The following is a 23,854-nucleotide window of genomic DNA, read 5'->3' as shown; positions in this document are numbered from 1 at the left end:
GCTTTATGCGTGGGACTGAATGCCCCCATATAAGGTTTGATATAAGCCTTCTTGCTCGACGAGCTCACCATGAGTACCTGTTTGTGTCACTCTTCCATCTTCAAGCACATAAATCAAATCTGCTTGCTTAACGGCGGATAAACGGTGCGCGACAATCAGAGTCGTTCTACCGTGTAAGAATTCGGTTAATGCTTTATGGAGTGCCGCTTCAGTAGCGGTGTCCAGCGCTGATGTTGCTTCATCTAAGATAACAAACTGTGGATTACTCAATATCATACGAGCAATCGCGAGTCGTTGACGCTGTCCGCCTGACAAGCGAATACCGTTACGTCCAATTTGTGTATCTAAGCCGTGGTTTAACTGAGCGATCACATCTTGTAACTGAGCAACTTCAAGTGCGTGCCACAAAGACAGTTCATCAAAATGACCACCTAGAGTCAGATTATGCCTTAAGGTGTCATTAAATAGTATAGGTTGTTGTAATACCACAGCAATTTTATCTCGAATTACTTCGAAACTAATGTCTTCGGTTAGCTCATCATTATAACGAATCGTTCCCGTATTCTGTCGATAAACGCCAATCAGCAATTGGATTAGCGTTGATTTACCCCCACCACTTGCGCCGACCAGCGCCACTTTATTTCCCGCGGGGATGTGCATTGAAAGAAGGTTTAATACCTTATTCTCATTGTTGTAAGAAAAGCTGACGTTTTCAATTTTCACATCAACTTCTCGATGACCACTGAAAGGATTTACCTTTGAAACGGGTCTATCTTCTTCCTCCAGTTGTAATAAGTCATTAATGCGTGTTAAAGCTGCCTTAGCGCTGTACCAGGAAAATTGAATACCAAGTAACTCTTGAACAGGAGAGAGCATGAACCACAAATAGCCAAATACAGCAAAAATTTGCCCAATGGTGAGATCGCTAAACACAACCATTAACATGGCGACGGCGCGGAATAATTCAAAGCCAATTAGAAACAGCAGGAATGAAACGCGACCAGCTGCTTCGGATTGCCAGGCATATTTATCCGCATCAACTCGTACTTGGTCTGCACTGGTTTTTAACTGTTGGAGAAACTCACGCTCTTTATTGGCCGCACGTAATTGGTAAATCCCATCGAGAGTCTCGACCAATCGGTTTTGAAATAATTCGAACGAGTGGTTTTCTTTACGCTTGAGATGTTTGACCATGCTACCTAATTTTCGAGAAAAATAGATAACGATAGGGTTGACCAACAAAATGAACAGACCTAGGCGCCAATCAAGCCAAAGCAAGACAATCGCAGTCCCAAGCACAGTAAGCAAACCAATAACGAATTTTGCGAGCGTCGAACCGATAAACTGATCAATCGTTTCAATATCCGTAATGAGATGAGCGTTAATACCTCCGCTACCTTTCGTTTCATACTGGCGAATGCTGATGCGACCGAGTTTATCGATCATTTTGCTGCGCATTTCGTAAGTGATCGTTTTGGAAACGAGAGTAAATTGACGGCTCTGAAGGATGTTAAGCGCTTGCCCGCTAGCTCGCATAAGGACAACTAAAAAGAGTGTAAAAAAGATATAGCCCGTAGGCGTGTGCCACGTATCGGGTAATATGGCGTTCATCGCAGCAACACCAGATGCGGGTGTTTCCAATAAGACTTCATCGACCATCAAAGGCATAAGAAGCGGGATTGGAACACTAACCAAGGTCGCAAGAACGGCTATCAAGTTCGCAACAATCAGCTTGGACTTGTGCTTTTTCACTTGTGTTATCAACCAAGAACGGCTAATAGTGTCGTTTCGAGAATTCATTATAATTGAGAATAAGTCCTATTAAAGATGGGCTGCATTTTAGCGCCATACTAAGAGAATGGAAGCTTAAATAAAAAGTAGGAAGTTAATATGAATATAGAACAATACCAAAGACTTACCAAGCAGGCAGTTGCACTGATCGAGTCAGAAACAGACTACATTGCGAATCTCGCAAACTTAAGTGCTCTGCTTTTTATGGAGTTAGAAGACCTCAATTGGGCTGGATTTTACCTCTTGAAAGGAGATGAGTTAGTTCTTGGCCCCTTCCAAGGTAAGCCAGCTTGCGTACGCATCGCAATGGGACGAGGTGTCTGTGGTACTGCTGCACAAGCAAATAGTGTACAAAGAGTGTACGATGTTCATGCGTTTGAGGGGCATATTGCTTGTGATGCGGCGAGTAACTCAGAAATTGTGATTCCGTTTTCGATTAATGGTGAAGTCGCCGGAGTGCTAGATATTGACAGTCCAAGCGTTGGTCGATTCAATGAAATAGACGAAGAAGGTCTCACATATTTCATGGTTGAAGTAGAAAAGCTGCTTAATTCACACGCGAACAACGCATAAATTCGTCCGCGAGTGTGGTTTTTCCTTGGCATCTCACTATAATACGAGAATATTTTTCTTAATGCTTCGCGGAAATCCGCTCAAACCAGGAACCCTCATGACTGAAAAGTTAAAAAACAGCAAAGAAGTTATCGCATATATTGCTGAATGTTTCCCTAAGTGCTTTACTTTAGAAGGTGAAGCAAAGCCTTTGAAAATTGGTATTTTTCAAGATCTAGCGGAACGTCTAAATGACGACGAAAAAGTTAGCAAAACTCAACTTCGTGCAGCGTTAAGACAGTACACTTCATCATGGCGTTACCTGCACGGTGTAAAACCAGGTGCGGTACGTGTTGATTTAGATGGCAACCCATGTGGTGAGCTAGAAGAAGAACACGTAGAACACGCGAAAGCAACGCTTGCAGAGAGCAAAGCGAAGGTTCAAGCTCGTCGTAAAGACCAAGCACAGAAAGCTCGCGAAGAAGGCAAGGCAAAAGCAAAACCTGCGGCTAAAAAGCCACAACAGCCTCGTCGTCCAAGCAAGGCAAAGACACAGAAACAAGAAAAGCCTGTAGAAACACGTGCACTAAACGCTGATGAAGTTACCGTTGGCAATGAAGTTAACGTGAACATGGGCAAAGGAAACATGGCTGCGACCATTGTTGAGATCAATAAGGATGATGTACGTGTTCAACTTGCTAACGGCCTACAAATGGTTGTAAAAGCGGAGCACTTGCGCGCATAAAGGAGATACTCCTACGCATGAATTGCCGTTCAAAAATGACACTGATTGCTGCTAGCTTTTTGCTAGCAGCTTCAGCTCAGGCTCTCGAGGCCAAATTAAACAGAGATGATCTGCCAGTTCTTTCTCCTGAAGTTCAACATGAAACTGCCAGCAAACGTGTGACATCTCGCTTTACTCGCTCTCATTATAAGCATTTCAATCTTAATGATGATTTCTCCAAAGCGATTTTCGAACGCTATGTGGAAATGCTTGATTATAACAAGAATATCTTCACTCAAGATGACATCAACGCTTTTAACGATTGGTCAATCAGCCTTGATGACCAGCTAAAAGCGGGCAACAACAAGATTGCGTTTGATGTGTATAACCTTTCGATGCAGAAGCGTTTTGATCGTTTCGCCTACGCTCTGACTCTATTAGATAACGAGATTAAGTTTAATACCGAAGACTTTATCGAATTGGATCGTTCTGAAGCCGCATGGCCGAAGGATGAAGCAGAGTTAAATGAGTTATGGCGCCAGCGTGTTAAATACGATGCACTCAACCTTAAACTGACTGGCAAAGAGTGGCCAGAAATTAAAGAGGTTTTAGAGAAGCGTTATAACAATGCGATGAAACGTATTACTCAAACCCGAAACGAAGATGCGTTCCAACTATACATGAATGCGTTTGCGCGTGAGGTGGATCCGCATACGAGTTATCTTTCTCCGCGTAATGCTGAGCAATTCCAGTCAGAGATGAACTTGTCCCTTGAAGGTATTGGTGCAGTTTTACAAATGACGGATGATTATACTGTCATTCGCTCTTTGGTTGCTGGTGGACCTGCGTCTAAGAGTAAGCAGCTTGGAGAAGGTGACCGAATTATCGGTGTTGGCCAAGATGGTGAAGACGTCGTCGATGTCATTGGCTGGCGTTTAGATGATGTAGTTCAACTTATAAAAGGTCCGAAAGGAACGAAAGTGAACTTACAGATTCTACCTGAGGGCAAAGAAGCGAAGAGTTACGTTGTCACTATTATGCGTGACAAAGTGCGTTTGGAAGATCGCGCAGTTAAATCTGAAATCATCGAGAAAGATGGGAAAAAAATTGGTGTTCTAGAAGTACCAAGTTTCTATGTTGGATTGTCGAAAGATACTGATAAGCTGATATCAGAGCTCAAAACGAAAAATGTGGACGGTATCATTGTTGATTTACGTAACAACGGTGGTGGTGCGTTAACAGAAGCGACCGCATTGACGGGACTTTTCATCAAAGAAGGTCCAGTAGTGCAAGTTCGTGATAGTTACGGTCGTATCAAAGTGAATGCTGATACTGATGGTAAAGTCAGTTACGATGGCCCTCTAACGGTATTGATTAATCGTTACAGTGCTTCGGCTTCTGAAATCTTTGCCGCAGCAATGCAGGATTACAACCGCGCAGTCATTCTTGGCGAAAATTCTTTCGGTAAGGGTACCGTACAGCAGCACCGTTCATTGAATCATATCTATGATTTGTTTGATAAAGAACTGGGTTATGTTCAATACACGATTCAAAAGTTCTACCGTATTGATGGTGGCAGTACTCAGAACCGTGGTGTCGCGCCAGATATCGCCTATCCAACGGCGATTGAAGCGAGCGAAACCGGAGAAAGTGTTGAAGACAATGCACTCCCTTGGGATAGCATTGATAAAGCTCAATATCAAATGTTCCCTAGCAATGACACATTGATTACTTCTTTAACTGAACGTCACGCTAAGCGTGTGGCTGATGAGATGGAATTTCGCTTCATCAATGAAGACATTGAAAAGTATCGTAAAGAAAAAGACGATAATTATCTGTCGCTCAATGAAAAAGTTCGTGAAGAAGAATCAGATAAAGCAGACACGCTTCGTTTGAATCGTATCAACAAACGTCAGACGGCTCTTGGGAAAGAAACGTTCAAGTCATTGGATGATGTACCCAAAGACTATGAAGCACCGGACGTTTATTTAGATGAATCCATCGCTATTACAGTTGACATGATCAAAAGCTAAAAACAGTCATAACGGCTAATAATAGTGAGATAGAAGAGTGAGTTATCGTGACTCACTCTTTTTTTATGCTTTTTTCTCGATAAGTATCGTGTGTAAAAGAGTGCTTCATACGCTTAATTTGCCCCAATAAATTACGTGATATAGATCAAATTTATCGCATAATTGAGTTCTAAAGCCTAAGCTGAAAGAAAAGCATAAGGGGACCGATATGAAATGGACCACTATTTTACTTAGCTTTTGTTGCTTCGCTGCCTTTGGAGCCCAAGACACGAAAGAAGACAAATTGAGCCAATTTGATACACCTTTTCTCATTGGAGATTGGTATTTAATGAATCCCAATCCAAAGGATTCCGAAGAGAATTTTCGTGCGATCAAGCTGACTTTGGGGTCGGACTATACCTTCACTATCGATATTCAAAAAACGGATTACTCCATCGATCACTGGGAAGGGCTTTATAATGCCAATGAAGACACCATAATACTTGGCTTAAATACAGACGCACCTCAAATCTATGCTTACCGAAACAATCACAACACGCTCGATCTAAATGGTGTGACCTTTACCAAAGGTTTGCCCAACGCGCTTGCTGGTATTTGGTCGAGTTCGCATTTGGCTGGAGATGTGATGTTAGCAAATAACATCAACCAAATGGATCTGATACTGCAGCCAGATTTTGTCTTCATGTTTCGTGTCTCCAACGAAGCGGGTGAAGAGTCAGTGAAGCAGGGGGTCTACTACACTGAAGGTGACCATTTGGTTCTCTTGTATGAAAATGGTGAGCAAGGCACAACCTATAAACTCAAGAAAAATGAGCTGACGATAGAAGATTCTAGCGGTGAGATGTACGCGGTGCTTAACCGAGTAAGCCCCTAAATGATCTAACGTCACTATTTCACGGTAGTTAATTAATAGTGAAATATCCTATTGTTGCTTAAATGTTAAACAGAAAGCGGAGCTAAGCCACTAAAAGCTCCGTTTTTTTATAGAAAGACTTGTATTCTGATACCACAAACTCTACAAATAGCTTATATCGTGATACCAGTAAGAGGTGTTTGATCCTCTGGTCTTGGTATTTTTGTGATTCTATATACAAGGATTTATGGACATGTCTCAAGCCCCTCAAGCGAAATATCGCAAAGATTATACCGCGCCAACTTATACGATTACTGATATCGATTTGACGTTTGATCTCCATGACAACGACACCATCGTATCCGCAGTATCCAAAGTAGTACAAAAAGGTGAGTCAACCACGTTAGTGCTAGACGGCGAAGGGTTAGAGTTACGCTCTGTCCAAGTGAATGGTGAAGACTGGTCACACCATGAAGTAAAAGAAACGTCATTAGTTCTTACCGATCTGCCTGCAGAGTTTGAGTTAGCGATCATCACTAAGATTGACCCAGAAGCTAATACAGCACTTGAAGGTTTGTACAAATCTGGTGGTGCATTCTGCACGCAATGTGAAGCGGAAGGTTTCCGTCGCATTACATATTCCCTAGATCGTCCAGACGTTCTCGCGAAATACACAACAAAAGTGATTGCAGACAAAGGCGTTTACCCATACTTATTAAGTAATGGTAACCGTATTGCAGAAGGTGACGCAGAAAACGGTCGTCATTGGGTGCAGTGGCAAGACCCACATCCAAAACCAGCGTACCTATTTGCTCTAGTTGCCGGTGACTTTGACGTTCTGCGTGATAAATACACTACAACCTCAGGTCGTAAAGTTGATTTAGAAATCTTTGTCGACAAGGGCAACCTTGACCGTGCAGGTCACGCAATGACCTCGCTTATCAACTCAATGAAGTGGGACGAAGACAGATTTGGTTTAGAGTACGATCTTGATATCTACATGATCGTGGCGGTTGATTTCTTCAACATGGGCGCGATGGAAAACAAAGGACTAAACATCTTCAACTCGAAATTCGTTCTTGCTAATGAAAAAACAGCAACAGACCGTGAGTACCTGGGTATTGAAGCGGTGATCGGTCATGAATATTTCCATAACTGGACTGGCAACCGCGTGACTTGTCGCGATTGGTTCCAACTGAGCTTGAAAGAAGGTCTAACGGTATTTCGTGATCAAGAGTTCTCATCGGATCTTGGTTCACGTGCAGTCAATCGTATAGACAACGTTCGTATTATCCGTGGCCCACAATTTGCGGAAGATTCAAGCCCAATGTCACACCCAATTCGTCCAGATAAAGTTATTGAAATGAATAACTTCTACACGCTAACTGTGTACGAAAAGGGCAGCGAAGTGATCCGCATGTACCACACACTTCTTGGTGAAGAAGGTTTCCAAAAAGGCATGAAGCTATACTTCGAACGTCATGATGGTACAGCCGCAACGTGTGAAGACTTCGTTTCAGCAATGGAAGATGCTACGGGCGTTGACCTTAAGCAGTTCCGTTTGTGGTACAGCCAATCTGGTACGCCAACACTCCGTGTAAATAGTGAATACAACGCCGACGCAAAAACTTACACGTTAACGGTTGAGCAGTTTACTGAAGCGACTCACGACCAATCAGAAAAACAAGCGTTACACATTCCGTTTGATATCGAACTCTACGCACAAAACGGCAACGTGATCCCATTGGTGATCAATGGTGACTCGGTTCATAATGTGTTGGATGTGAAGCAAGATAAACAAACCTTCGTATTCGAAAATGTAGCTGAACAACCAGTACCATCGTTACTTCGTGAGTTCTCTGCACCAGTGAAACTGGAGTATGACTACAGCGATGAAGAGCTGTTCTTCTTGATGAAGCATGCAACGAACGATTTTGCTCGTTGGGATGCAAGCCAAATGCTACTCGCTAAGTACATTCGTCAAAACGTAACCAACGTTCAAACGGGTGGTGAGGTGCAACTTTCAGAAGAGCTAATCGACGCGTTTCGTGGTGTGCTTCTGGATGAGAAGCTAGAACCTGCGTTTATCGCACAAGTTCTGTCTCTGCCTTCGATCAACGAAATCACTGGCTGGTACAAGCAGATTGATATTGATGCAGTAGATACCGTACTGAATAGAATTACAGTGTCACTTTCTAACGCGCTAGAAGATGAATTTAGTGCGACATATCACGCATTGAACCAAGCTGATTACAGTATCGAGCATGCAGCAATCGGCAAACGCGCACTGCGTAACCAATGTCTACAATTCTTGGCTCATACTGAAAAAGGTAACGAGCTAGCAAAAGCGCAATACGTGTCAGCAAATAATATGACTGACACAATTGCAGCAATGAACGCAGCAAACAATGCTCAACTGGAATGTCGTGAAGCGTTAATGGCGGACTACAGTGACAAGTGGAAACATGATGGCTTGGTGATGGACAAATGGTTTGCTCTTCAGGGTAGCAACCCGGTAGAAAATGCACTTGAGAAAGTGAAAGAGACCATGAACCACGAAGCGTTTAGCTTAAAGAACCCGAACCGTACACGTAGTTTGATTGGTTCGTTCCTAAATGCAAACCCAGTTCGATTCCATGACAAATCAGGTTCTGGCTATCAGTTTGCAGGTGAGATCCTTCGTCAACTGAACGACACTAACCCACAAGTGGCTTCTCGTTTGATTGATCCACTGCTTAAGTTCCGCAAATACGATGAAGGTCGCCAAGCGCTGATTCGTGCCGAGCTAGAGAAACTGAAAGCGATGGACAATCTAGCCAACGATCTATTCGAGAAAGTGACTAAAGCACTAGACGAATAATCGACAAAAGAATAGGGTGGTCGTTATGATCACCCGCATTCCTTAACTATTTGTTTCGATCAAAATCCGCGTCCATGAACCAGTATTACTTCTCTCTCAACATCTCTTATCAAACATTTCTGTCACACTATTCTGGTGCTGCCAGTTCGGTACAAGTCATTACCGATAATGGCTTAAGGCTGCAACTCGCCACATCAAAATTCCGACCATTTCTTAGTCAATTAGGCATTAAAGGTCGTTTTAGACTAACAACTGACCAAAATAATAAGTTTCTAAAGTTAGAAACTCTGTGATGGCTGATATTCCTAGAGAGTTAAATAGGAATCTTAGTCACATAATCGGACATTTCACCTCTTACCACTGTGTTTTTTGTTAACCATTTGTAATTATGCTTTTACAATAACTGCATGCATTACCTATGATTGGTTTCTGGGCAGATGCCAGTTACTGATTCCCCCTACAAAACAACAATTCTAATGTGGAGTGTGAATATGACCGCGCGTGAAAATGTAGTGCCGGTTCTGCTTGAAAAGGTATACCAACTGATTCAAGACAAACTCGAGCTTTCTCACCAACCGCTTGTAACTAAACTTGCTCAACACTTATTTAGTAACATTGCTGATGATGATTTGATTCAGCGAAATGAATCCGACCTTTATGGTGCTGTTGTTAGCCTCTGGCACCATATTAATGAAAAGAAACCTGAAGAGATTTCTGTCAGAGTATTCAATCCAATGGTCAGCCGTCAAGGTTGGCAATCGACTCACACTATCGTTGAAATTGTTGTACCAGATAGTCCATTTCTTGTTGACTCGATTAAGATGGCGTTGACGAGACTTGATCTTGCTTGTCACTTGATGCTGAATAACCCAACTCAGTTAGAGCGTGATAAGAAAGGCCAAGTAATTGAAGTAAACGGCGAGGATGGTGTTCTTCAATCACTATTCCATATCGAAGTGGACCGTTTGACCAGTAAAGACAAGATGCAAGCATTGAAAGCAGAGCTGCTTGCAATCTTGTCTGATACTCGTCTTGTCGTCGATGACTGGAAACAGATGGTTGAAAAACTCAAGATCGTCACTAACGAACTGGATCAAAATAAAGATCGAGTGTCAATGAATACGGATCGTTTAGATGAAACGATCGAGTATCTACGCTGGTTAGGCGATCATAACTTCACCTTCATGGCTTACAAAGAATATGATCTTGTTAGTGTTAACGGGGATAGTGAACTTAAGCCAACACACGAAAGCGGTTTAGGTCTCTTCGCCGATGAAAAACGCGTCCGCAGTATAAAATTGTCGGAGCTCTCTGATTCTGCTCGTCTAGAAGCAAAAAAACCTTACGCACTCATTATTACTAAGGGTAATCAAGCGTCCCGTATCCACCGTCCAGCATATACGGACTACATTGGCGTTAAGAAATTTGATGAAAATGGAAAAGTCATCGGTGAACATCGCTTCACTGGGCTCTATACGTCAGCCGTGTACAACCAAGCAGTACACAGTATTCCATTGATCCGAGAGAAAGTGGGGCGGATCCTTGAAGCAAGTGGCTACCGCCATGGTTCGTATTCTTATAAAGCGCTTCACAATATCCTCGAAAACTACCCACGGGATGAATTGCTTCAAGCTCGTGAAGAAGAGCTATTAGAAGTGGGAATGGGCGTCGTTCAAATGCAAGATCGTGACTTGTTACGTCTTTTTGTGCGCAAAGACCCATTTGGTCGTTTCTTCAGCTGTATGGTTTATGTCACTAAAGATCGTTACAACACAGAACTTCGTCGCCAGACTCAACGCATTCTTAAACAATACTTTACCTGCGAGCAAGAGGTTGAATTTACAACATTTTTCTCGGAAAGTCCGTTAGCAAGAACCCATTACATTGTTCGTGTAGACAATAATAATATTGATGTAGACGTGAAAAAGATTGAACAGAACTTAATGGAAGTTTCCACTTCTTGGGATGATCGCCTAAAAGAATCCATCATCGCTAACTTCGGTGAAAGTAAAGGCCTACCTCTTTCTAAAGAATACATGAGCGCATTCCCACGTTCTTACAAAGAAGATATGATGCCAGGTTCAGCGGTTGCCGATATTGAACGTCTAGAAGCGCTTAGCGACGATAACAAACTTGGCATGTTATTCTATCGCCCCCAAGAAGAGTCCGTCGATTCCAAAGCGGTTCGCTTGAAACTTTATCATCGCGATGAACCAATTCACCTTTCTGATGTCATGCCGATGTTGGAAAATCTTGGCCTACGCGTGATCGGTGAGTCACCGTACGAAATTGAAAAAACGAATGGACAAACGTGCTGGATTCTTGATTTTTCGATGCTTCATAAGAGTGAAAAAACCGTGGATCTTCGCGAAGCACGTGACCGTTTCCAGCAAGCTTTTGCCGCAATTTGGAATGGTAGCCTAGAAAGTGATGGCTTCAACCGTTTGGTGCTAGGTGCCTCTCTATCTGGCCGTGAAATATCTATTCTTCGTGCTTACGCTCGCTACATGCGCCAAGTCGGCTTCCCATTCAGTCAACAATACATTGAAGACACATTAAGTCATTATCCAGATTTGGCAACTGGCCTTGTAAATCTATTTACTAAACGATTTGACCCGAAGCACAAGGGAAGTGAAAAAGGTCAAAATGATCTGATTAAGAAAATTACGGAACAGTTAGATCGTGTAGAAAGCTTGGATGATGATCGTATTATTCGTCGCTACATGGAAATGATCACGGCAACACTTCGAACCAACTACTATCAGTTAGACGAAGCTAAACAGCCTAAACCTTGGCTATCATTGAAGATGAAGCCGAGTGAGATTCCAGAGATTCCTCAGCCAGTTCCTGCATTTGAGATTTTCGTTTATGCACCGGATATTGAAGGTGTTCACCTACGTGGTGGTAAAGTAGCACGTGGTGGTTTACGTTGGTCAGACCGCCAAGAAGATTTCCGTACCGAGATTCTTGGGCTAGTAAAAGCGCAACAAGTTAAGAACACCGTTATTGTTCCTGTGGGTGCGAAAGGTGGCTTCGTTTGCAAACGTCAACACACGTTAAGCAACCGTGATGAGATCTTTGCTGAAGGCCAACGTTGTTACAAACGCTTCATTCGTGCACTACTGGATGTATCGGACAATATCATCGAAGGTAAAGTGGTTCCCCCTAAGAGCGTTGTGCGTCATGACGAAGACGATCCATACTTAGTTGTCGCAGCAGACAAAGGTACAGCAACGTTCTCAGATTTAGCAAACTCGGTTTCTGACGAGTACAACTTCTGGTTAGGTGATGCGTTTGCATCAGGCGGCTCTAATGGTTACGACCACAAAGCAATGGGGATCACTGCTAAAGGTGGTTGGGAGTCGGTGAAACGCCACTTCCGAGAAATGGGCATCAACTGTCAGACGACTGACTTCACTGCGATTGGTGTTGGTGATATGGCTGGTGACGTATTTGGTAACGGTATGCTGTTATCTAAGCATATCCGGCTACAAGCGGCCTTCAACCACATGCACATCTTCCTTGATCCTAATCCTGATTCAGCCACCAGCTGGGAAGAGCGTAATCGCTTGTTTAATCTGCCTCGATCAAGTTGGGAAGATTACAACTCCGCGTTGATCTCGCAAGGTGGTGGTATTTTTTCTCGTCGCGCGAAGTCGATCTCATTGACACCGGAAGTTCAGAAGATGTTAGGTACAAAGAAAGCGTCTTTGGCACCAAACGATCTGATTAAGATGATTCTGCAAATGGAAGTGGATCTGCTTTGGAATGGCGGGATCGGAACCTATGTGAAAGCATCCACAGAAACCCATACGGAAGTTGGTGACCGTGCGAACGATGTGTTACGAATTGACGGCCGTGACCTAAAAGCCAAAGTCGTGGGCGAAGGCGGAAACTTAGGTATGACACAACTTGGTCGTATCGAATATGCGACTAAAGGCGGCCGTGTAAATACCGACTTTGTTGATAATGTTGGTGGGGTTGACTGCTCAGATAACGAAGTAAACATCAAGATCTTCTTGAACAGCCTCGTTTCTAATGGTGACCTGACTATCAAGCAGCGAAACCAGATCTTAGAATCGATGGAAGACGAAGTTGGTGTCATCGTATTGGATGATGCCTATCGCCAAGCGGAGTCAATCTCTGTAACTGAACAGCAAGGCGTGAGTATCGTAAAAGAGCAAATACGTTTCATTCATACCATGGAAAAAGCAGGCTACTTGGATCGAGGGTTAGAGTACATTCCAGACGATGAAACTTTGCTTGAGCGTGAAAAGCAAGGACTTGGTTTGACCAGGCCTGAGCTATCCGTCTTGGTTGCGTACGGTAAGATGGTTCTTAAAGAGCAACTTGCGGTAGCTGAAATTGCTGACGATGAATTCCATGCTAAACAGCTTGTCGAATACTTCCCAAGCGAGTTACGCCGTAACTATAAACAGCAAATGACTAACCATCCACTACGTGCTGAAATCATAGCTACCGCACTTGCGAACCAAATGGTCAATGAGATGGGCTGTAACTTCGTCACTCGTTTGCAAGAAGAAACGGGGGCAAGTGTTGTCGACATTGCAAACGCATACAGTGCAAGCCGTGAAATCTTCGAATTGGCGGATGTACTCCAGCAGACACGTGCATTAGATAATGTTGCGACGGCTGCGGCGCAGTATGAAATCATGTTTTATGTTCGTCGTGCGTTGCGTCGGATCTCCCGTTGGCTATTACGCAATCGTAGTGCGAAGAGTACAGTGACGGAGTTAGTTGCCATGTACAAAGGTGATGTACATGCCATCACTAAAACATTAGACGATATGCTGGTCGCATCAGAAGTTGAGGAGCATAACGAACTTGCACAGAAATGGATGGCGTGTGGAGTAGAAGAGAAGCTTGCAAATCATGTTGCTCGTCTATCTAGCCTTCAGTCTGCACTTGATATATCAGCTGTCGCTAACGAGACTGGCAAAACGGTTGAGCAGGCGTCGAAACTTTACTTTAACTTAGGTGATCGTTTGTCACTACACTGGTTCTTGAAACAAATCAATAGCCAAGCGGTGGATAACAACTGGCAAGCATTAGCAAGAGCCGCATTTAGAGAAGATCTCGATTGGCAGCAACGCCAGTTAACTGCGCAAGTCTTAAATTGTGGATGTTCGACGCCAGATCTTGATGTGATGCAAGCTCTCGATGATTGGATCATGAGTAATGAATCCTCATTACATCGCTGGGAGAGTATTCTTAATGAATTTAAGGTGGGTTCCGTACACGAGTTTGCTAAATTCTCTGTTGCGCTACGTGAGCTTGTTCTCCTTAACTTAAATTGCTCAGCAAGCGAGTAGGAGAGTAAATTAAAATTACAAGAGCCTCGTCAACACGAGGCTTTTTTGTTTTCCAAATAAACAAAATAAGCGACAGTGTCACGTTTGTTGTGTTTAAAATTGGATGAAACCGTTTGCTTTTTGAATATAAGTTGCCAATTTTGATGGGGAGTTTGATAGTTAATCTATTGATTTTATGTAAAATCGTTAAAGTAAAGATACTATTTTTCTTAATTCATTCATTTTCATTGAATTACTTGCAAAAAGAGTAAATAATATTGTCCCGTTTACACGGGGCTTTTTTCTTTCGGAGGCACAATGCTTTACCGTCTAGCCAGAACTGGCTTTTTCCAACTTGATGCCGAAAAGGCACATGATCTTGCAATTCAAAATTTCCAGCGTTTTAACGGAACACCTCTCGATCTTTTCTATCGACAACAGCTACCAAACCGTCCAGTAGAATGTATGGGACTGACATTTCGTAACCCAGTCGGTCTAGCTGCTGGTTTAGACAAAAATGGCGAATGCATCGAGGCATTTGATGCGATGGGCTTTGGCTTTGTCGAAGTGGGCACCGTAACGCCTCGCCCACAGCCAGGTAATGATAAGCCTCGCTTGTTCCGTCTAGTTGAAGCGGAAGGTATCATCAACCGAATGGGTTTCAACAATATGGGGGTGGATCATCTTGTTGAGAATGTAAAGAAGGCAAAGTTCAACTGTGTACTTGGTATCAATATCGGCAAGAATAAAGATACACCGATTGAGAAAGGAGCAGAGGACTACCTGATTTGTATGGAGAAAGTGTATGAGTATGCTGGCTACATTGCAGTGAATATCTCATCACCAAATACGCCAGGATTACGCTCTCTTCAATATGGTGAAGCGTTAGACGAATTGCTATCAGAATTAAAAGCAAAACAATCTGAGCTTGCAGACAAATATGGTAAGTATGTACCGCTAGCACTGAAAATTGCGCCAGATCTGACTGATGACGAAATTAGTCAGATTTGTGAATCTTTGTTGAAGAATGAGATTGATGGTGTCATCGCGACGAACACCACGTTGGATCGTACGATCGTTGAAGGTATGAAGCATGCGAATGAAGCGGGTGGCTTAAGTGGCCGTCCAGTACAATCACGTTCTACCGAAGTGGTTCGCAAACTTCATGAAGAGTTAGGTGATAAACTTCCGATCATCGGCGTGGGTGGCATTGACTCATATGTCGCAGCGAAAGAAAAAATGATGGCAGGTGCTCAACTAGTTCAAGTTTACACCGGCTTTATATATCATGGCCCTGGTCTGGTACGTGATATCGTTAAGAATCTATAAAACTCGCAGTTAACTTGTTGAGAAGTAGATAGTTATAACATAAAAAAGGGGAATGCGTTTCCTCTTTTTTTTTATCCGTTCATTTGTAAAATTTGAAATCATGAGTAGGTAATTAAGCGTCTTACCTCTTACCACTGAGTCACGAGTCACGAGAGAACGGAATAATGCTTAAACCTAGCGACAAATGGAATTGGTATTTTGACGAGCAAAAAGCGTGTCTAATGCTGGACTTAGGGGAGGAGATGATTTTCCAAACCAATCTGTGCCGTAAACTGCTGGTCAACTGCGCCTTCTCAAACAATGAGTTTACTGTCGATGACGCAAGCGCGTTTCAAACCTACAGCGAAAAGATTCGTTGTCTCGACATCAGTGAATACCGTCAAGCTGAGCTCACTCTCTACTGCGTTGCAGCAAACCGTTTTCATAAGCCTGTCCAACCTAAGAGCTGGTTTTTTGATGCGCAATCCTGTGGTCATGAGCCGGAAGAAGGGGATATGGTCTTCCTTACTAATCAATATTCTGAAGGTGTGTTCATCGTTCTTGATCCCGGCGAGACATCCAGTCTTTGCATTTATGTTGGGCAAGAAGATTTCCTTCTTAGCAACAATAAGACACTACACTTTGGACAACCAATCAAAGTGATGCATGATCGAATGGCCAGTGCCAACCACCTGTTTGTATTAGCCCCTATGGCGATGGTGGGATAATTTCCCTTTTGATTTACTTCATTTCGTTCCTTTGTTTGCATTAATCGACCAGTCCGGTCGATTTTTTTTTACTTTTCCCATGCCGTCCTCTGCTTTTTTGAAGCGTCATCACACAGATTACTGGTTAATTAATGCTCATGTAATCATGAACTAAGTCACTATTACGCAAAATATTTCCTACAAAATCTGTGAACATAACCCAGAGCTGAACTGAATTTTGCGTCATTTATTCCTCTATATCGCAATTATGTAAGTAATTTTCAGTGTGAATTTATGATTGGTATAGACCAAAATCTATGTAAATAAGTATTCACTTCGCATTTGAGTACGATAAATATTAATTGGGGAAAAACGGTAGCACCGGAGGATAAATGATGGTTTGGTGGAAGTTACTGATCAGAGATTTGGTGGCAATTTGTACTAGCAGAGTCAAAATACCTTTAAAAACGAGGCATTGATCGTAAAGTCAGGTATAATTAAAGCTATTTTTTATCAGCGAAAGAACACTATGAATCAATATCTCGCGGTAACTTCAAACGGCATGGAAAACTTGCTTGTTGAAGAACTGACAAATCTAGGCATTGAAAACGCAAAACCAGTACAGGCAGGCGTTAAATTTAAAGCAACGAATGAGCAAATTTATCGCTGCTGTTTGTGGAGCCGCTTGGCGTCTCGATTTGTACGTGTTTTATCGGAATTTACCTGTAATGACGATATGGATCTTTATCTGTCTACGTCTTCAATTAACTGGGTAAACCAATTTCACAGTTCTAAGCGCTTTGTGGTGGACTTTAACGGTACAAACAAAGAAATCCGCAACAGTCAATATGGTGCAATGAAGGTAAAAGATGGCATCGTAGATTGCTTTGAAAAGAAGGGCTTACCTCGTCCGAACATCAGTAAAGAGTCTCCAGATCTCCGTGTTCACGTACGCCTTCACAAAGACAAAGCAATTCTAGGTGTTGATATGGTGGGTAGCGGCCTGCACCAACGTGGCTACCGCCCAGAGTCTGGCCGTGCGCCACTGCGTGAAACTTTAGCGGCAGCTATCATCCTACGCTGTGGTTGGGATGGTCATCAACCTTTACTCGACCCTATGTGTGGTTCAGGTACGCTCCTTATCGAAGCGGCGATGATGGCAGCAAATATGGCGCCTGGCGTTAAGCGTAAGCAATGGGGTTTTGAATCCCTTGAAGATTTTGAACCAGAGACGTGGGCAGAGATTAAGTCTGAAGCAAATGTTCAAGCGCGACGCGGCGTCAAAAAAGTTGACGCTAAGTTTTTTGGCTTCGATAACGACCCTAGAGTTCTGAAAGTGGCGCAAGACAATGCCCGCAGAGCTGGTGTTGAAGAGCTAATCGAATTTGCGCAAGGTGATGCGGCGACAATTACTCGTCCGGCAGGCTTTGAAGCTGGCGTTATCGTATCAAACCCACCTTACGGTGAGCGCCTTGGTACTGAACCTGGTTTGATCGCCTTATACACGGCTTTCGGTGGTCAGTTAAAAGCAGAGTTCGGTGGGTGCAAGGCATCTATTTTCTCTAGCTCAGATGAATTGCTTAGCTGCTTACGTATGCGTGCAGACAAACAGTTTAAACTGAATAACGGTGCGTTACCGTGTCACCAAAAAAACTACAGCATTGCAGAACGTAACGCTGATGAAGTGAAGGGCGTAGATACGAGTACTCAAATTGCACCAGACTTTTCAAACCGTCTTAAGAAAAATATCGGTAAGATTGGTAAATGGGCACGTAAAGAGAAGTTAGACTGCTACCGAATCTATGATGCAGACTTGCCTGAGTACAATGTCGCTATTGACGTATACGCGGATCAAATCGTGATTCAAGAATATGCGGCACCTAAAAATATTCCGGAAGAGAAAGCGAAACGCCGTCTCACCGATATTATCCGCGCCACGATTCAGGTGACCGGCGTTGAAGCGAACAAAGTAGTACTTAAAGTTCGTGAAAAGCAAAAAGGTCGCAGCCAATATCAAAAACTTGGTCAAGTGTCACAAACGCTGGAAGTGAATGAATATGGCGTGAAGTTGATCGTAAACCTTCACGATTATCTTGATACAGGACTTTTCCTTGATCATAAAATCACGCGTCGTCGTCTTGGTGAAATGGCGCAAGGAAAAGATTTCTTGAACTTGTTTGCTTACACTGGCAGTGCGACAGTGCATGCTGCAGTGGGTGGGGCCCGTTCTACGACGACCGTCGATATGTCAAACACCTACCTTAACTGGGCAAAAGACAACATGAAGCTCAATGGCTGCGTTGGTCGCCAGCATCATTATGAACAAGCTGACTGTCTCCAATGGCTAGAGAATGCGGCCGGTGAATACGATCTTATCTTTATCGATCCGCCAACGTTCTCTAACTCAAAACGTATGGATACATCGTTCGACGTTCAACGTGACCATATTAAGTTAATGACGAACTTAAAGCGTCTATTGCGTTCTGGCGGCACGATTGTTTTCTCAAACAACAAACGTCACTTTAAGATGGACGAAGCAGGGTTGGCAGAGCTAGGTTTGAAAGCTCAAAATATCTCGTCTCAAACACTGCCGCTAGACTTCTCACGCAATAAGCACATTCATAACTGTTGGATCGTGACTCACGCTGAATAAAGGATGAACAAGTAAAAGGATGTTAAACGTGCTTACATTATACAGCACTGAAGGATGCCATCTCTGTGAGATGGCGTTTGACCTCGTAGGCCAGGTTGGTCTCGCCGAACAAACAGACGTCGTCGACATTGCGTTTGACGACGCACTCTTCTCCCATTACGGCGTCACAATTCCTGTTTTAAAATATCAAGATTCTGAGTTGAACTGGCCGTTTGACTTGGAACAGCTCACACATTGGTTGGAAAATAATGGCATTACTTACCATTCATAACGCGCAACTGGCATTTGGTGATCATCCACTGCTTGATAAAGCAGAGTTTGCACTACAAGAAAACGAACGAGTTTGTTTAGTAGGGCGAAATGGTGCTGGTAAGTCGACTTTAATGAAAGTGCTCGCCGGCGATATACTGTTGGATGACGGCAAGATTCAAATTACGCAAGACGTCGTTGTTTCTCGTCTGGAGCAAGATCCTCCTCGTAATCAAGAAGGTACGGTTTACGACTACGTTTCTGGTGGTTTAGCCGAAGTCGGAGAACAATTAAAGATCTACCACGATCTTCTCGATCTTGTTGCTCATGACCCAAGTGAGAAGAACATTAATCGTTTAGCGAAGATTCAAGAACAACTTGATCATCTCAATGCGTGGCGCTTTGATGACCGAGTAAAGAACGTACTCGCCGCACTAAAACTCAGTGCTGAGACTAAACTAACGGATTTATCCGGAGGTTGGCAGCGTAAAGCGGCATTAGCGCGTGCGCTGGTATGCGATCCTGACGTACTTCTACTTGACGAGCCTACCAACCACCTAGACGTCACGACTATCGAGTGGCTAGAGAACTTTCTCAAGGATTTCAAAGGTTCTATCATTTTTATTTCCCACGACCGTGCTTTCATTAAGTCAATGGCAACTCGCATTGTTGACCTAGACCGTGGGCAGTTAGCTTCTTTCCCTGGTGATTACGACCAGTACTTGAATGATAAAGAAGAGATGCTTCGTGTTGAAGAGATGCAAAATGCAGAATTCGATAAGAAGCTGGCTCAAGAAGAAGTCTGGATTCGTCAAGGCATCAAAGCTCGTCGTACTCGTAACGAAGGGCGTGTTCGCGCACTTAAAATGCTCCGTGAAGAGCGTCGTGATCGTCGCGATGTACAAGGCAAGGTTAACTTGAACATAGATGACGCATCACGCTCTGGCAAAATTGTATTTGAAGCAGAAAACGTCTCTTTTGCTTTTGAAGGTAAGAAGATCGTTGATAACTTCAGTTTCAACATCATGCGTGGTGACCGTATTGCGCTTATTGGCCCGAACGGCTGCGGTAAGAGTACCGTACTAAAGCTCCTGCTAGGCCAACTCGAAGCCCAGTCAGGTCGCTTACACTGTGGCACTAAACTCGAAGTGGCGTACTTCGACCAATACCGTGAAATTCTCGATCCAGAAAAAACCGTGATTGATAACCTTGCCGATGGTAAGCAAGAAGTGATGGTCGGCGGTCGTCAGCGTCACGCATTGAGTTATTTACAAGATTTCTTATTCGCACCAAAACGTGCTCGTACTCCAGTCAAAGCACTGTCTGGCGGTGAAAAAAACCGTTTGTTACTTGCTCGTATCTTATTGAAACCAAATAATTTGCTTATTCTCGATGAACCAACCAACGATTTAGATATCGAAACGTTGGAACTTTTAGAAGAAATGCTTGCCAATTATCAGGGCACGTTGCTTCTTGTGAGTCACGACCGTGAGTTTGTTGATAATACAGTAACCACGAGTTGGATTTTTGAAGGTAACGGCGTAATCGAAGAGTTCGTTGGTGGCTACCACGATGCGAAGCAGCAGCGTGAACAAGTTCTAGCATCACGCTCGGTGATGGAAAAAGCAGCGAAGATAGAGAAAGTGGTTGAGGAAACTCCCAAAACAACGCAGCCTAAGAACAATTCGAAGAAGTTATCGTATAAGCTGCAAAGAGAATTAGAAGCTCTTCCAGCTAAACTAGAACAATTAGAATCGGACATTGAGACTCTACAAGAACAGGTGAATGACCCAGAGTTCTTCACCAAACCTGTAGAACAGACTCAACCGGTATTGGAACAACTTGCTGCCGTAGAGCAGGAGTTGGAAATCGCGTTCGAGAGATGGGAAGAACTCGAAGCAATGCAACAGGATAGTTAAGAATTCCATGAATTGTAGTAACAAATTCAAATTAACCGCTGTCGCTATGATGGTGGGTACAGCGATGAACGCTAATGCAGCATTGTATCAAGTTGTTGAGGTTCAGCCTGATGCAATAGATACAACGGATAAAGCCGTGTTTGGCGTTGCCATTCAAGCCGGTAACGTGTTTGAAGATAGCGATCAAACAATGCCTTATAAACTAGGCTGTTTCGATAACGGTGCCGATTGTAACGAAGATACGTTCGCTTTGGCTGGTGAAACGCGCCCAACAAAACTGTCTGATGGACGCACTCTTCCTTCACTATTAGCTGGTAAATCCATTGACGGCGTGAATTTTAGAGAGGAAGTTCCGTTTGCCTCCGATCCACGTTTCCGCTCATTAGAAGATTATGACGAACTTGAATCGTATTGTTTTTTCAATTTGGGTTATGAGACCTGTGAAAGTTGGGCTTCGAGTGTTTGGGCGCCATTAAATCAAGTTCGTTACACGCTCAATACAGATTCCGTCGCGCTGGCATTTGTTGAAGGTCAGACATTTGATAACCAGTATAATAATGTCATTAACGCTTTAGACGAGAATGTAGTTCCCATCGGTAATCAGAGCGTACGAAATCCTGTGGTGAATACTCTCTCAGAGAAGTTGAAAACCGGTAATCAAGCGATTGCCCCAGGTGAACAGCCTAAGTTTGAAAAGTTAAATCCTGAAGATACCAGAACCGCTTATGCTCAAGTACGGGCTTGGAGCAGTGATAGTAAAACTGGCTTGATCTCAGGCAGCGTTTCTTACGCACAAAGTAACGATTACGGGAATAATTACGCGTCAAAAGCTGCGATTTGGGATCAAAATGGTAACGTATCTCAGATTAATTGGCCTTCAGGTAAAATTATTGAAGATGATCGTCTAGCACAAGGTAGCCTTCGTGATTTTGTCGTTTCAGAGGCGGGGGATTCAATCTATGCGGTCGGTTTCAATACGTGGGATTCGGATCGTAACTACCTTGATGCTACTGTGTATAAAGGCAAGTTTAGCACTCCCGGTGTTATCGAAACTTTAACATGGGAACCGCCTAAACAAGTTTTGGGCGCAAGATCTGACGATGGTTCTGATTACATATTTACCAACACAGTCATTGAAGCGATCAACAAAAACAAACTTGCTGTAGGCGAATCAAAACTGAATACGCCAGAAAATGGTGCTCAAGCGAACCGTTTATTCGTTATTAAAGATATTGAGTCACCATCAGCGACATATCTTTCTGGTGATATTTTCTTCCCTGGAGCAGGTGGTGAAATCGGTGGGCTAAATAACTACAACGAGATCGTGGGTCAAATAGACGCGGAAAATACCCGTGAAGATGGCGGTAAAGCACGACGTAAGCGTGGCTTCATCAACCCATATGATTTCACAGGCACAGATCCAGATCGTCGAGCTATTTTTGATAACCAAGCATGGCTTCTCGACAACCTGACCAACGATGGTGATGCTACTGGCAACAACAACCAGTTCCGAATTGTCGATGCAACGGATATCAATGACGCAGGCGTTATTTCTGCGACTGCAACGATGTGTGAAGGAGGCTATGACACCACGGCTCACAATTCACTTTGCAAAGGCGGAGAGGCTAATGCAGAGAAAGTGGTGGCAGTTAAGCTAATACCATTAGCAAATAAAACAGCAGAAGACATCGTTAAGCGACCTGTTGAACAAACTGCGGCTGAGCGTCAAGGTGCTGGCCTTGGTCTTTGGGCTTTGACACTAATGGGACTGTTTGGGTTCCGTAGAAAATAGTCAATAATTTTCAAATCAAGCAGAGGTTCACAGAAATGGACCTCTGCTTTTTTTATACCTTGAGAAAAGCAAAAATCTGATCGATCCTTGTAGTTGGAGTCATAAAAACTCCATTAAAGTTTCACAAAACAGATGTACGTTAGTAAATGGACCTGTATGAGGAATTAACTATGAAGAGACAAAAGCGTGATCGCCTAGAACGAGCTCAATCTCAAGGATACAAGGCTGGTTTGAATGGTAGGTCTCAAGAGGCCTGTCCTTATCAGCAAGTTGACGCTCGGTCGTATTGGTTAGGTGGTTGGCGTGATGCCAGAGATGAAATACAGTCTGGTCTCTACAAATAACTCTCCACATACAATAGAAGGATTCGAAAGGGCTCGTTAAGAGCCTTTTCTGCGTTTATACCCAAGCCACTTCAAGACGAAGGTATGCAGTGACTAGATCTAAAATCATCGTCTTCTCTGCAAGTTAAGCATGGTAATTAGACCAAGTATTTACACGTTCATAACGTATACACAAATGCAAAATAGCAAAAAGGCTCCAATGGAGCCTTTTATAAGTATTGACCAACGTAGGGCAATTAGAAGCTAGATGTATCTTGGAACAAACCCACTTTCAGATCTTTCGCGACGTAAATTTCTTTACCGTCAACACATACGCGACCGTCTGCCAAACCCATAACCAACTTACGATTTACGACGCGCTTCATGTGGATCTCATAAGTGACTTTCTTCGCCGTTGGCAGGATTTGACCCGTAAATTTCACTTCACCAACACCTAGAGCACGGCCTTTACCTTTGCCGCCAACCCAACCAAGGAAGAAACCAACAAGTTGCCACATTGCATCCAGGCCAAGGCAACCAGGCATTACAGGGTCACCAGGGAAGTGGCAGTCAAAGAACCAAAGATCCGGAGTAATATCCAATTCCGCAAGGATCAAGCCTTTACCAAAATCACCTTCCGTTTCTGACATTTTGGTAATACGATCCATCATCAGCATATTTGGCGCAGGCAACTGCGGGTAACCCGGACCAAAAAGCTCGCCTTGGCTAGAGGCTAGAAGATCATCACGGTTATAAGAATCACGTTTGTTTTGCATTA

General features: G+C 43.4%; 16 protein-coding genes. 14 read left to right on the top strand and 2 right to left on the bottom strand.

Annotated features, from left to right (window positions below):
- Nucleotides 1-3: 3 nt before the first annotated feature.
- Complete coding sequence (locus tag AK966_RS12560; RefSeq protein ID WP_119464262.1) at nt 4-1,800, bottom strand: ABC transporter ATP-binding protein; 1,797 nt, start codon at nt 1,798-1,800, stop codon at nt 4-6.
- 90 nt (nt 1,801-1,890) lie between these two features.
- On the opposite strand from AK966_RS12560, the gene AK966_RS12555 reads away from it, so the two are divergent.
- The 14 genes from AK966_RS12555 (at nt 1,891) to rmf (ending at nt 23,097) form a co-directional block, all read left to right on the top strand.
- Complete coding sequence (locus tag AK966_RS12555) at nt 1,891-2,364, top strand: GAF domain-containing protein (protein ID WP_099077949.1); 474 nt, start codon at nt 1,891-1,893, stop codon at nt 2,362-2,364.
- Between the two features lie 97 nt (nt 2,365-2,461).
- Nucleotides 2,462-3,088, top strand: coding sequence for an RNA chaperone ProQ (gene proQ / locus AK966_RS12550; protein ID WP_119464261.1), 627 nt, complete (start codon nt 2,462-2,464; stop codon nt 3,086-3,088).
- Nucleotides 3,089-3,105: 17 nt separating this feature from the next.
- A complete protein-coding gene (gene prc / locus AK966_RS12545; RefSeq protein WP_099077951.1) occupies nt 3,106-5,100 on the top strand; it encodes a carboxy terminal-processing peptidase in 1,995 nt (664 codons plus the stop codon).
- Nucleotides 5,101-5,308: 208 nt separating this feature from the next.
- Nucleotides 5,309-5,974, top strand: a complete 666-nt coding sequence (locus tag AK966_RS12540; protein ID WP_099077952.1) for a hypothetical protein — start codon at nt 5,309-5,311, stop codon at nt 5,972-5,974.
- Between the two features lie 232 nt (nt 5,975-6,206).
- Entirely contained in the window at nt 6,207-8,813 is a 2,607-nt protein-coding gene (gene pepN / locus AK966_RS12535) for an aminopeptidase N (RefSeq protein ID WP_099077953.1), read from the top strand.
- A gap of 74 nt (nt 8,814-8,887) precedes the next feature.
- Nucleotides 8,888-9,106 (top strand): DUF2835 domain-containing protein, encoded by a 219-nt coding sequence (locus AK966_RS12530; protein ID WP_099077954.1) that lies wholly within the window; start codon nt 8,888-8,890, stop codon nt 9,104-9,106.
- A gap of 198 nt (nt 9,107-9,304) precedes the next feature.
- Nucleotides 9,305-14,146 carry an NAD-glutamate dehydrogenase gene (locus tag AK966_RS12525; protein WP_119464260.1) on the top strand — a complete coding sequence of 1,614 codons (4,842 nt, stop codon included), beginning with the start codon at nt 9,305-9,307 and terminating at the stop codon, nt 14,144-14,146.
- 297 nt (nt 14,147-14,443) lie between these two features.
- Nucleotides 14,444-15,454, top strand: a complete 1,011-nt coding sequence (pyrD, locus tag AK966_RS12520) for a quinone-dependent dihydroorotate dehydrogenase (RefSeq protein WP_119464259.1) — start codon at nt 14,444-14,446, stop codon at nt 15,452-15,454.
- Nucleotides 15,455-15,618: 164 nt separating this feature from the next.
- Nucleotides 15,619-16,161 carry a cell division protein ZapC gene (locus AK966_RS12515; protein WP_099077957.1) on the top strand — a complete coding sequence of 181 codons (543 nt, stop codon included), beginning with the start codon at nt 15,619-15,621 and terminating at the stop codon, nt 16,159-16,161.
- A 508-nt stretch (nt 16,162-16,669) separates the two neighbouring features.
- Nucleotides 16,670-18,793: a bifunctional 23S rRNA (guanine(2069)-N(7))-methyltransferase RlmK/23S rRNA (guanine(2445)-N(2))-methyltransferase RlmL gene (gene rlmKL, locus AK966_RS12510; RefSeq protein ID WP_119464258.1), complete on the top strand. Its 2,124-nt coding sequence runs from the start codon at nt 16,670-16,672 to the stop codon at nt 18,791-18,793.
- Between the two features lie 19 nt (nt 18,794-18,812).
- Nucleotides 18,813-19,064, top strand: a complete 252-nt coding sequence (locus AK966_RS12505; protein ID WP_182852664.1) for a glutaredoxin family protein — start codon at nt 18,813-18,815, stop codon at nt 19,062-19,064.
- Nucleotides 19,042-20,961: an ABC transporter ATP-binding protein gene (locus AK966_RS12500; RefSeq protein ID WP_119464257.1), complete on the top strand. Its 1,920-nt coding sequence runs from the start codon at nt 19,042-19,044 to the stop codon at nt 20,959-20,961. Before AK966_RS12505 ends, AK966_RS12500 begins: the two co-directional genes overlap by 23 nt.
- Nucleotides 20,962-20,968: 7 nt before the next feature.
- Complete coding sequence (locus AK966_RS12495; protein WP_119464256.1) at nt 20,969-22,753, top strand: DUF3466 family protein; 1,785 nt, start codon at nt 20,969-20,971, stop codon at nt 22,751-22,753.
- A gap of 170 nt (nt 22,754-22,923) precedes the next feature.
- Nucleotides 22,924-23,097 carry a ribosome modulation factor gene (gene rmf / locus AK966_RS12490; RefSeq protein WP_099077961.1) on the top strand — a complete coding sequence of 58 codons (174 nt, stop codon included), beginning with the start codon at nt 22,924-22,926 and terminating at the stop codon, nt 23,095-23,097.
- 236 nt (nt 23,098-23,333) lie between these two features.
- On the opposite strand, the gene fabA is transcribed toward rmf, so the two are convergent.
- Nucleotides 23,334-23,852: a bifunctional 3-hydroxydecanoyl-ACP dehydratase/trans-2-decenoyl-ACP isomerase gene (fabA, locus tag AK966_RS12485; protein ID WP_010448008.1), complete on the bottom strand. Its 519-nt coding sequence runs from the start codon at nt 23,850-23,852 to the stop codon at nt 23,334-23,336.
- Nucleotides 23,853-23,854 lie beyond the last annotated feature (2 nt).

This window comes from Vibrio sp. PID23_8 (genome assembly GCF_003584965.1).
Lineage (GTDB): Bacteria > Pseudomonadota > Gammaproteobacteria > Enterobacterales > Vibrionaceae > Vibrio.
The sequence above is the reverse complement of the archived record's forward strand: the minus strand, read 5'-3'. Positions and strand labels throughout refer to the sequence as shown.

Coding starts and splice junctions, on each gene's coding strand:
- AK966_RS12515 (WP_099077957.1), top strand. CDS start 15,619: ATGCTTAAACCTAGCGACAAATGGAATTGGTATTTTGACGAGCAAAAA.
- AK966_RS12495 (WP_119464256.1), top strand. CDS start 20,969: ATGAATTGTAGTAACAAATTCAAATTAACCGCTGTCGCTATGATGGTG.
- AK966_RS12525 (WP_119464260.1), top strand. CDS start 9,305: ATGACCGCGCGTGAAAATGTAGTGCCGGTTCTGCTTGAAAAGGTATAC.
- AK966_RS12500 (WP_119464257.1), top strand. CDS start 19,042: ATGGCATTACTTACCATTCATAACGCGCAACTGGCATTTGGTGATCAT.
- AK966_RS12555 (WP_099077949.1), top strand. CDS start 1,891: ATGAATATAGAACAATACCAAAGACTTACCAAGCAGGCAGTTGCACTG.
- proQ (WP_119464261.1), top strand. CDS start 2,462: ATGACTGAAAAGTTAAAAAACAGCAAAGAAGTTATCGCATATATTGCT.
- rmf (WP_099077961.1), top strand. CDS start 22,924: ATGAAGAGACAAAAGCGTGATCGCCTAGAACGAGCTCAATCTCAAGGA.
- AK966_RS12530 (WP_099077954.1), top strand. CDS start 8,888: ATGAACCAGTATTACTTCTCTCTCAACATCTCTTATCAAACATTTCTG.
- pyrD (WP_119464259.1), top strand. CDS start 14,444: ATGCTTTACCGTCTAGCCAGAACTGGCTTTTTCCAACTTGATGCCGAA.
- AK966_RS12505 (WP_182852664.1), top strand. CDS start 18,813: ATGTTAAACGTGCTTACATTATACAGCACTGAAGGATGCCATCTCTGT.
- AK966_RS12540 (WP_099077952.1), top strand. CDS start 5,309: ATGAAATGGACCACTATTTTACTTAGCTTTTGTTGCTTCGCTGCCTTT.
- rlmKL (WP_119464258.1), top strand. CDS start 16,670: ATGAATCAATATCTCGCGGTAACTTCAAACGGCATGGAAAACTTGCTT.
- prc (WP_099077951.1), top strand. CDS start 3,106: ATGAATTGCCGTTCAAAAATGACACTGATTGCTGCTAGCTTTTTGCTA.
- AK966_RS12560 (WP_119464262.1), bottom strand. CDS start 1,800: ATGAATTCTCGAAACGACACTATTAGCCGTTCTTGGTTGATAACACAA.
- pepN (WP_099077953.1), top strand. CDS start 6,207: ATGTCTCAAGCCCCTCAAGCGAAATATCGCAAAGATTATACCGCGCCA.
- fabA (WP_010448008.1), bottom strand. CDS start 23,852: ATGCAAAACAAACGTGATTCTTATAACCGTGATGATCTTCTAGCCTCT.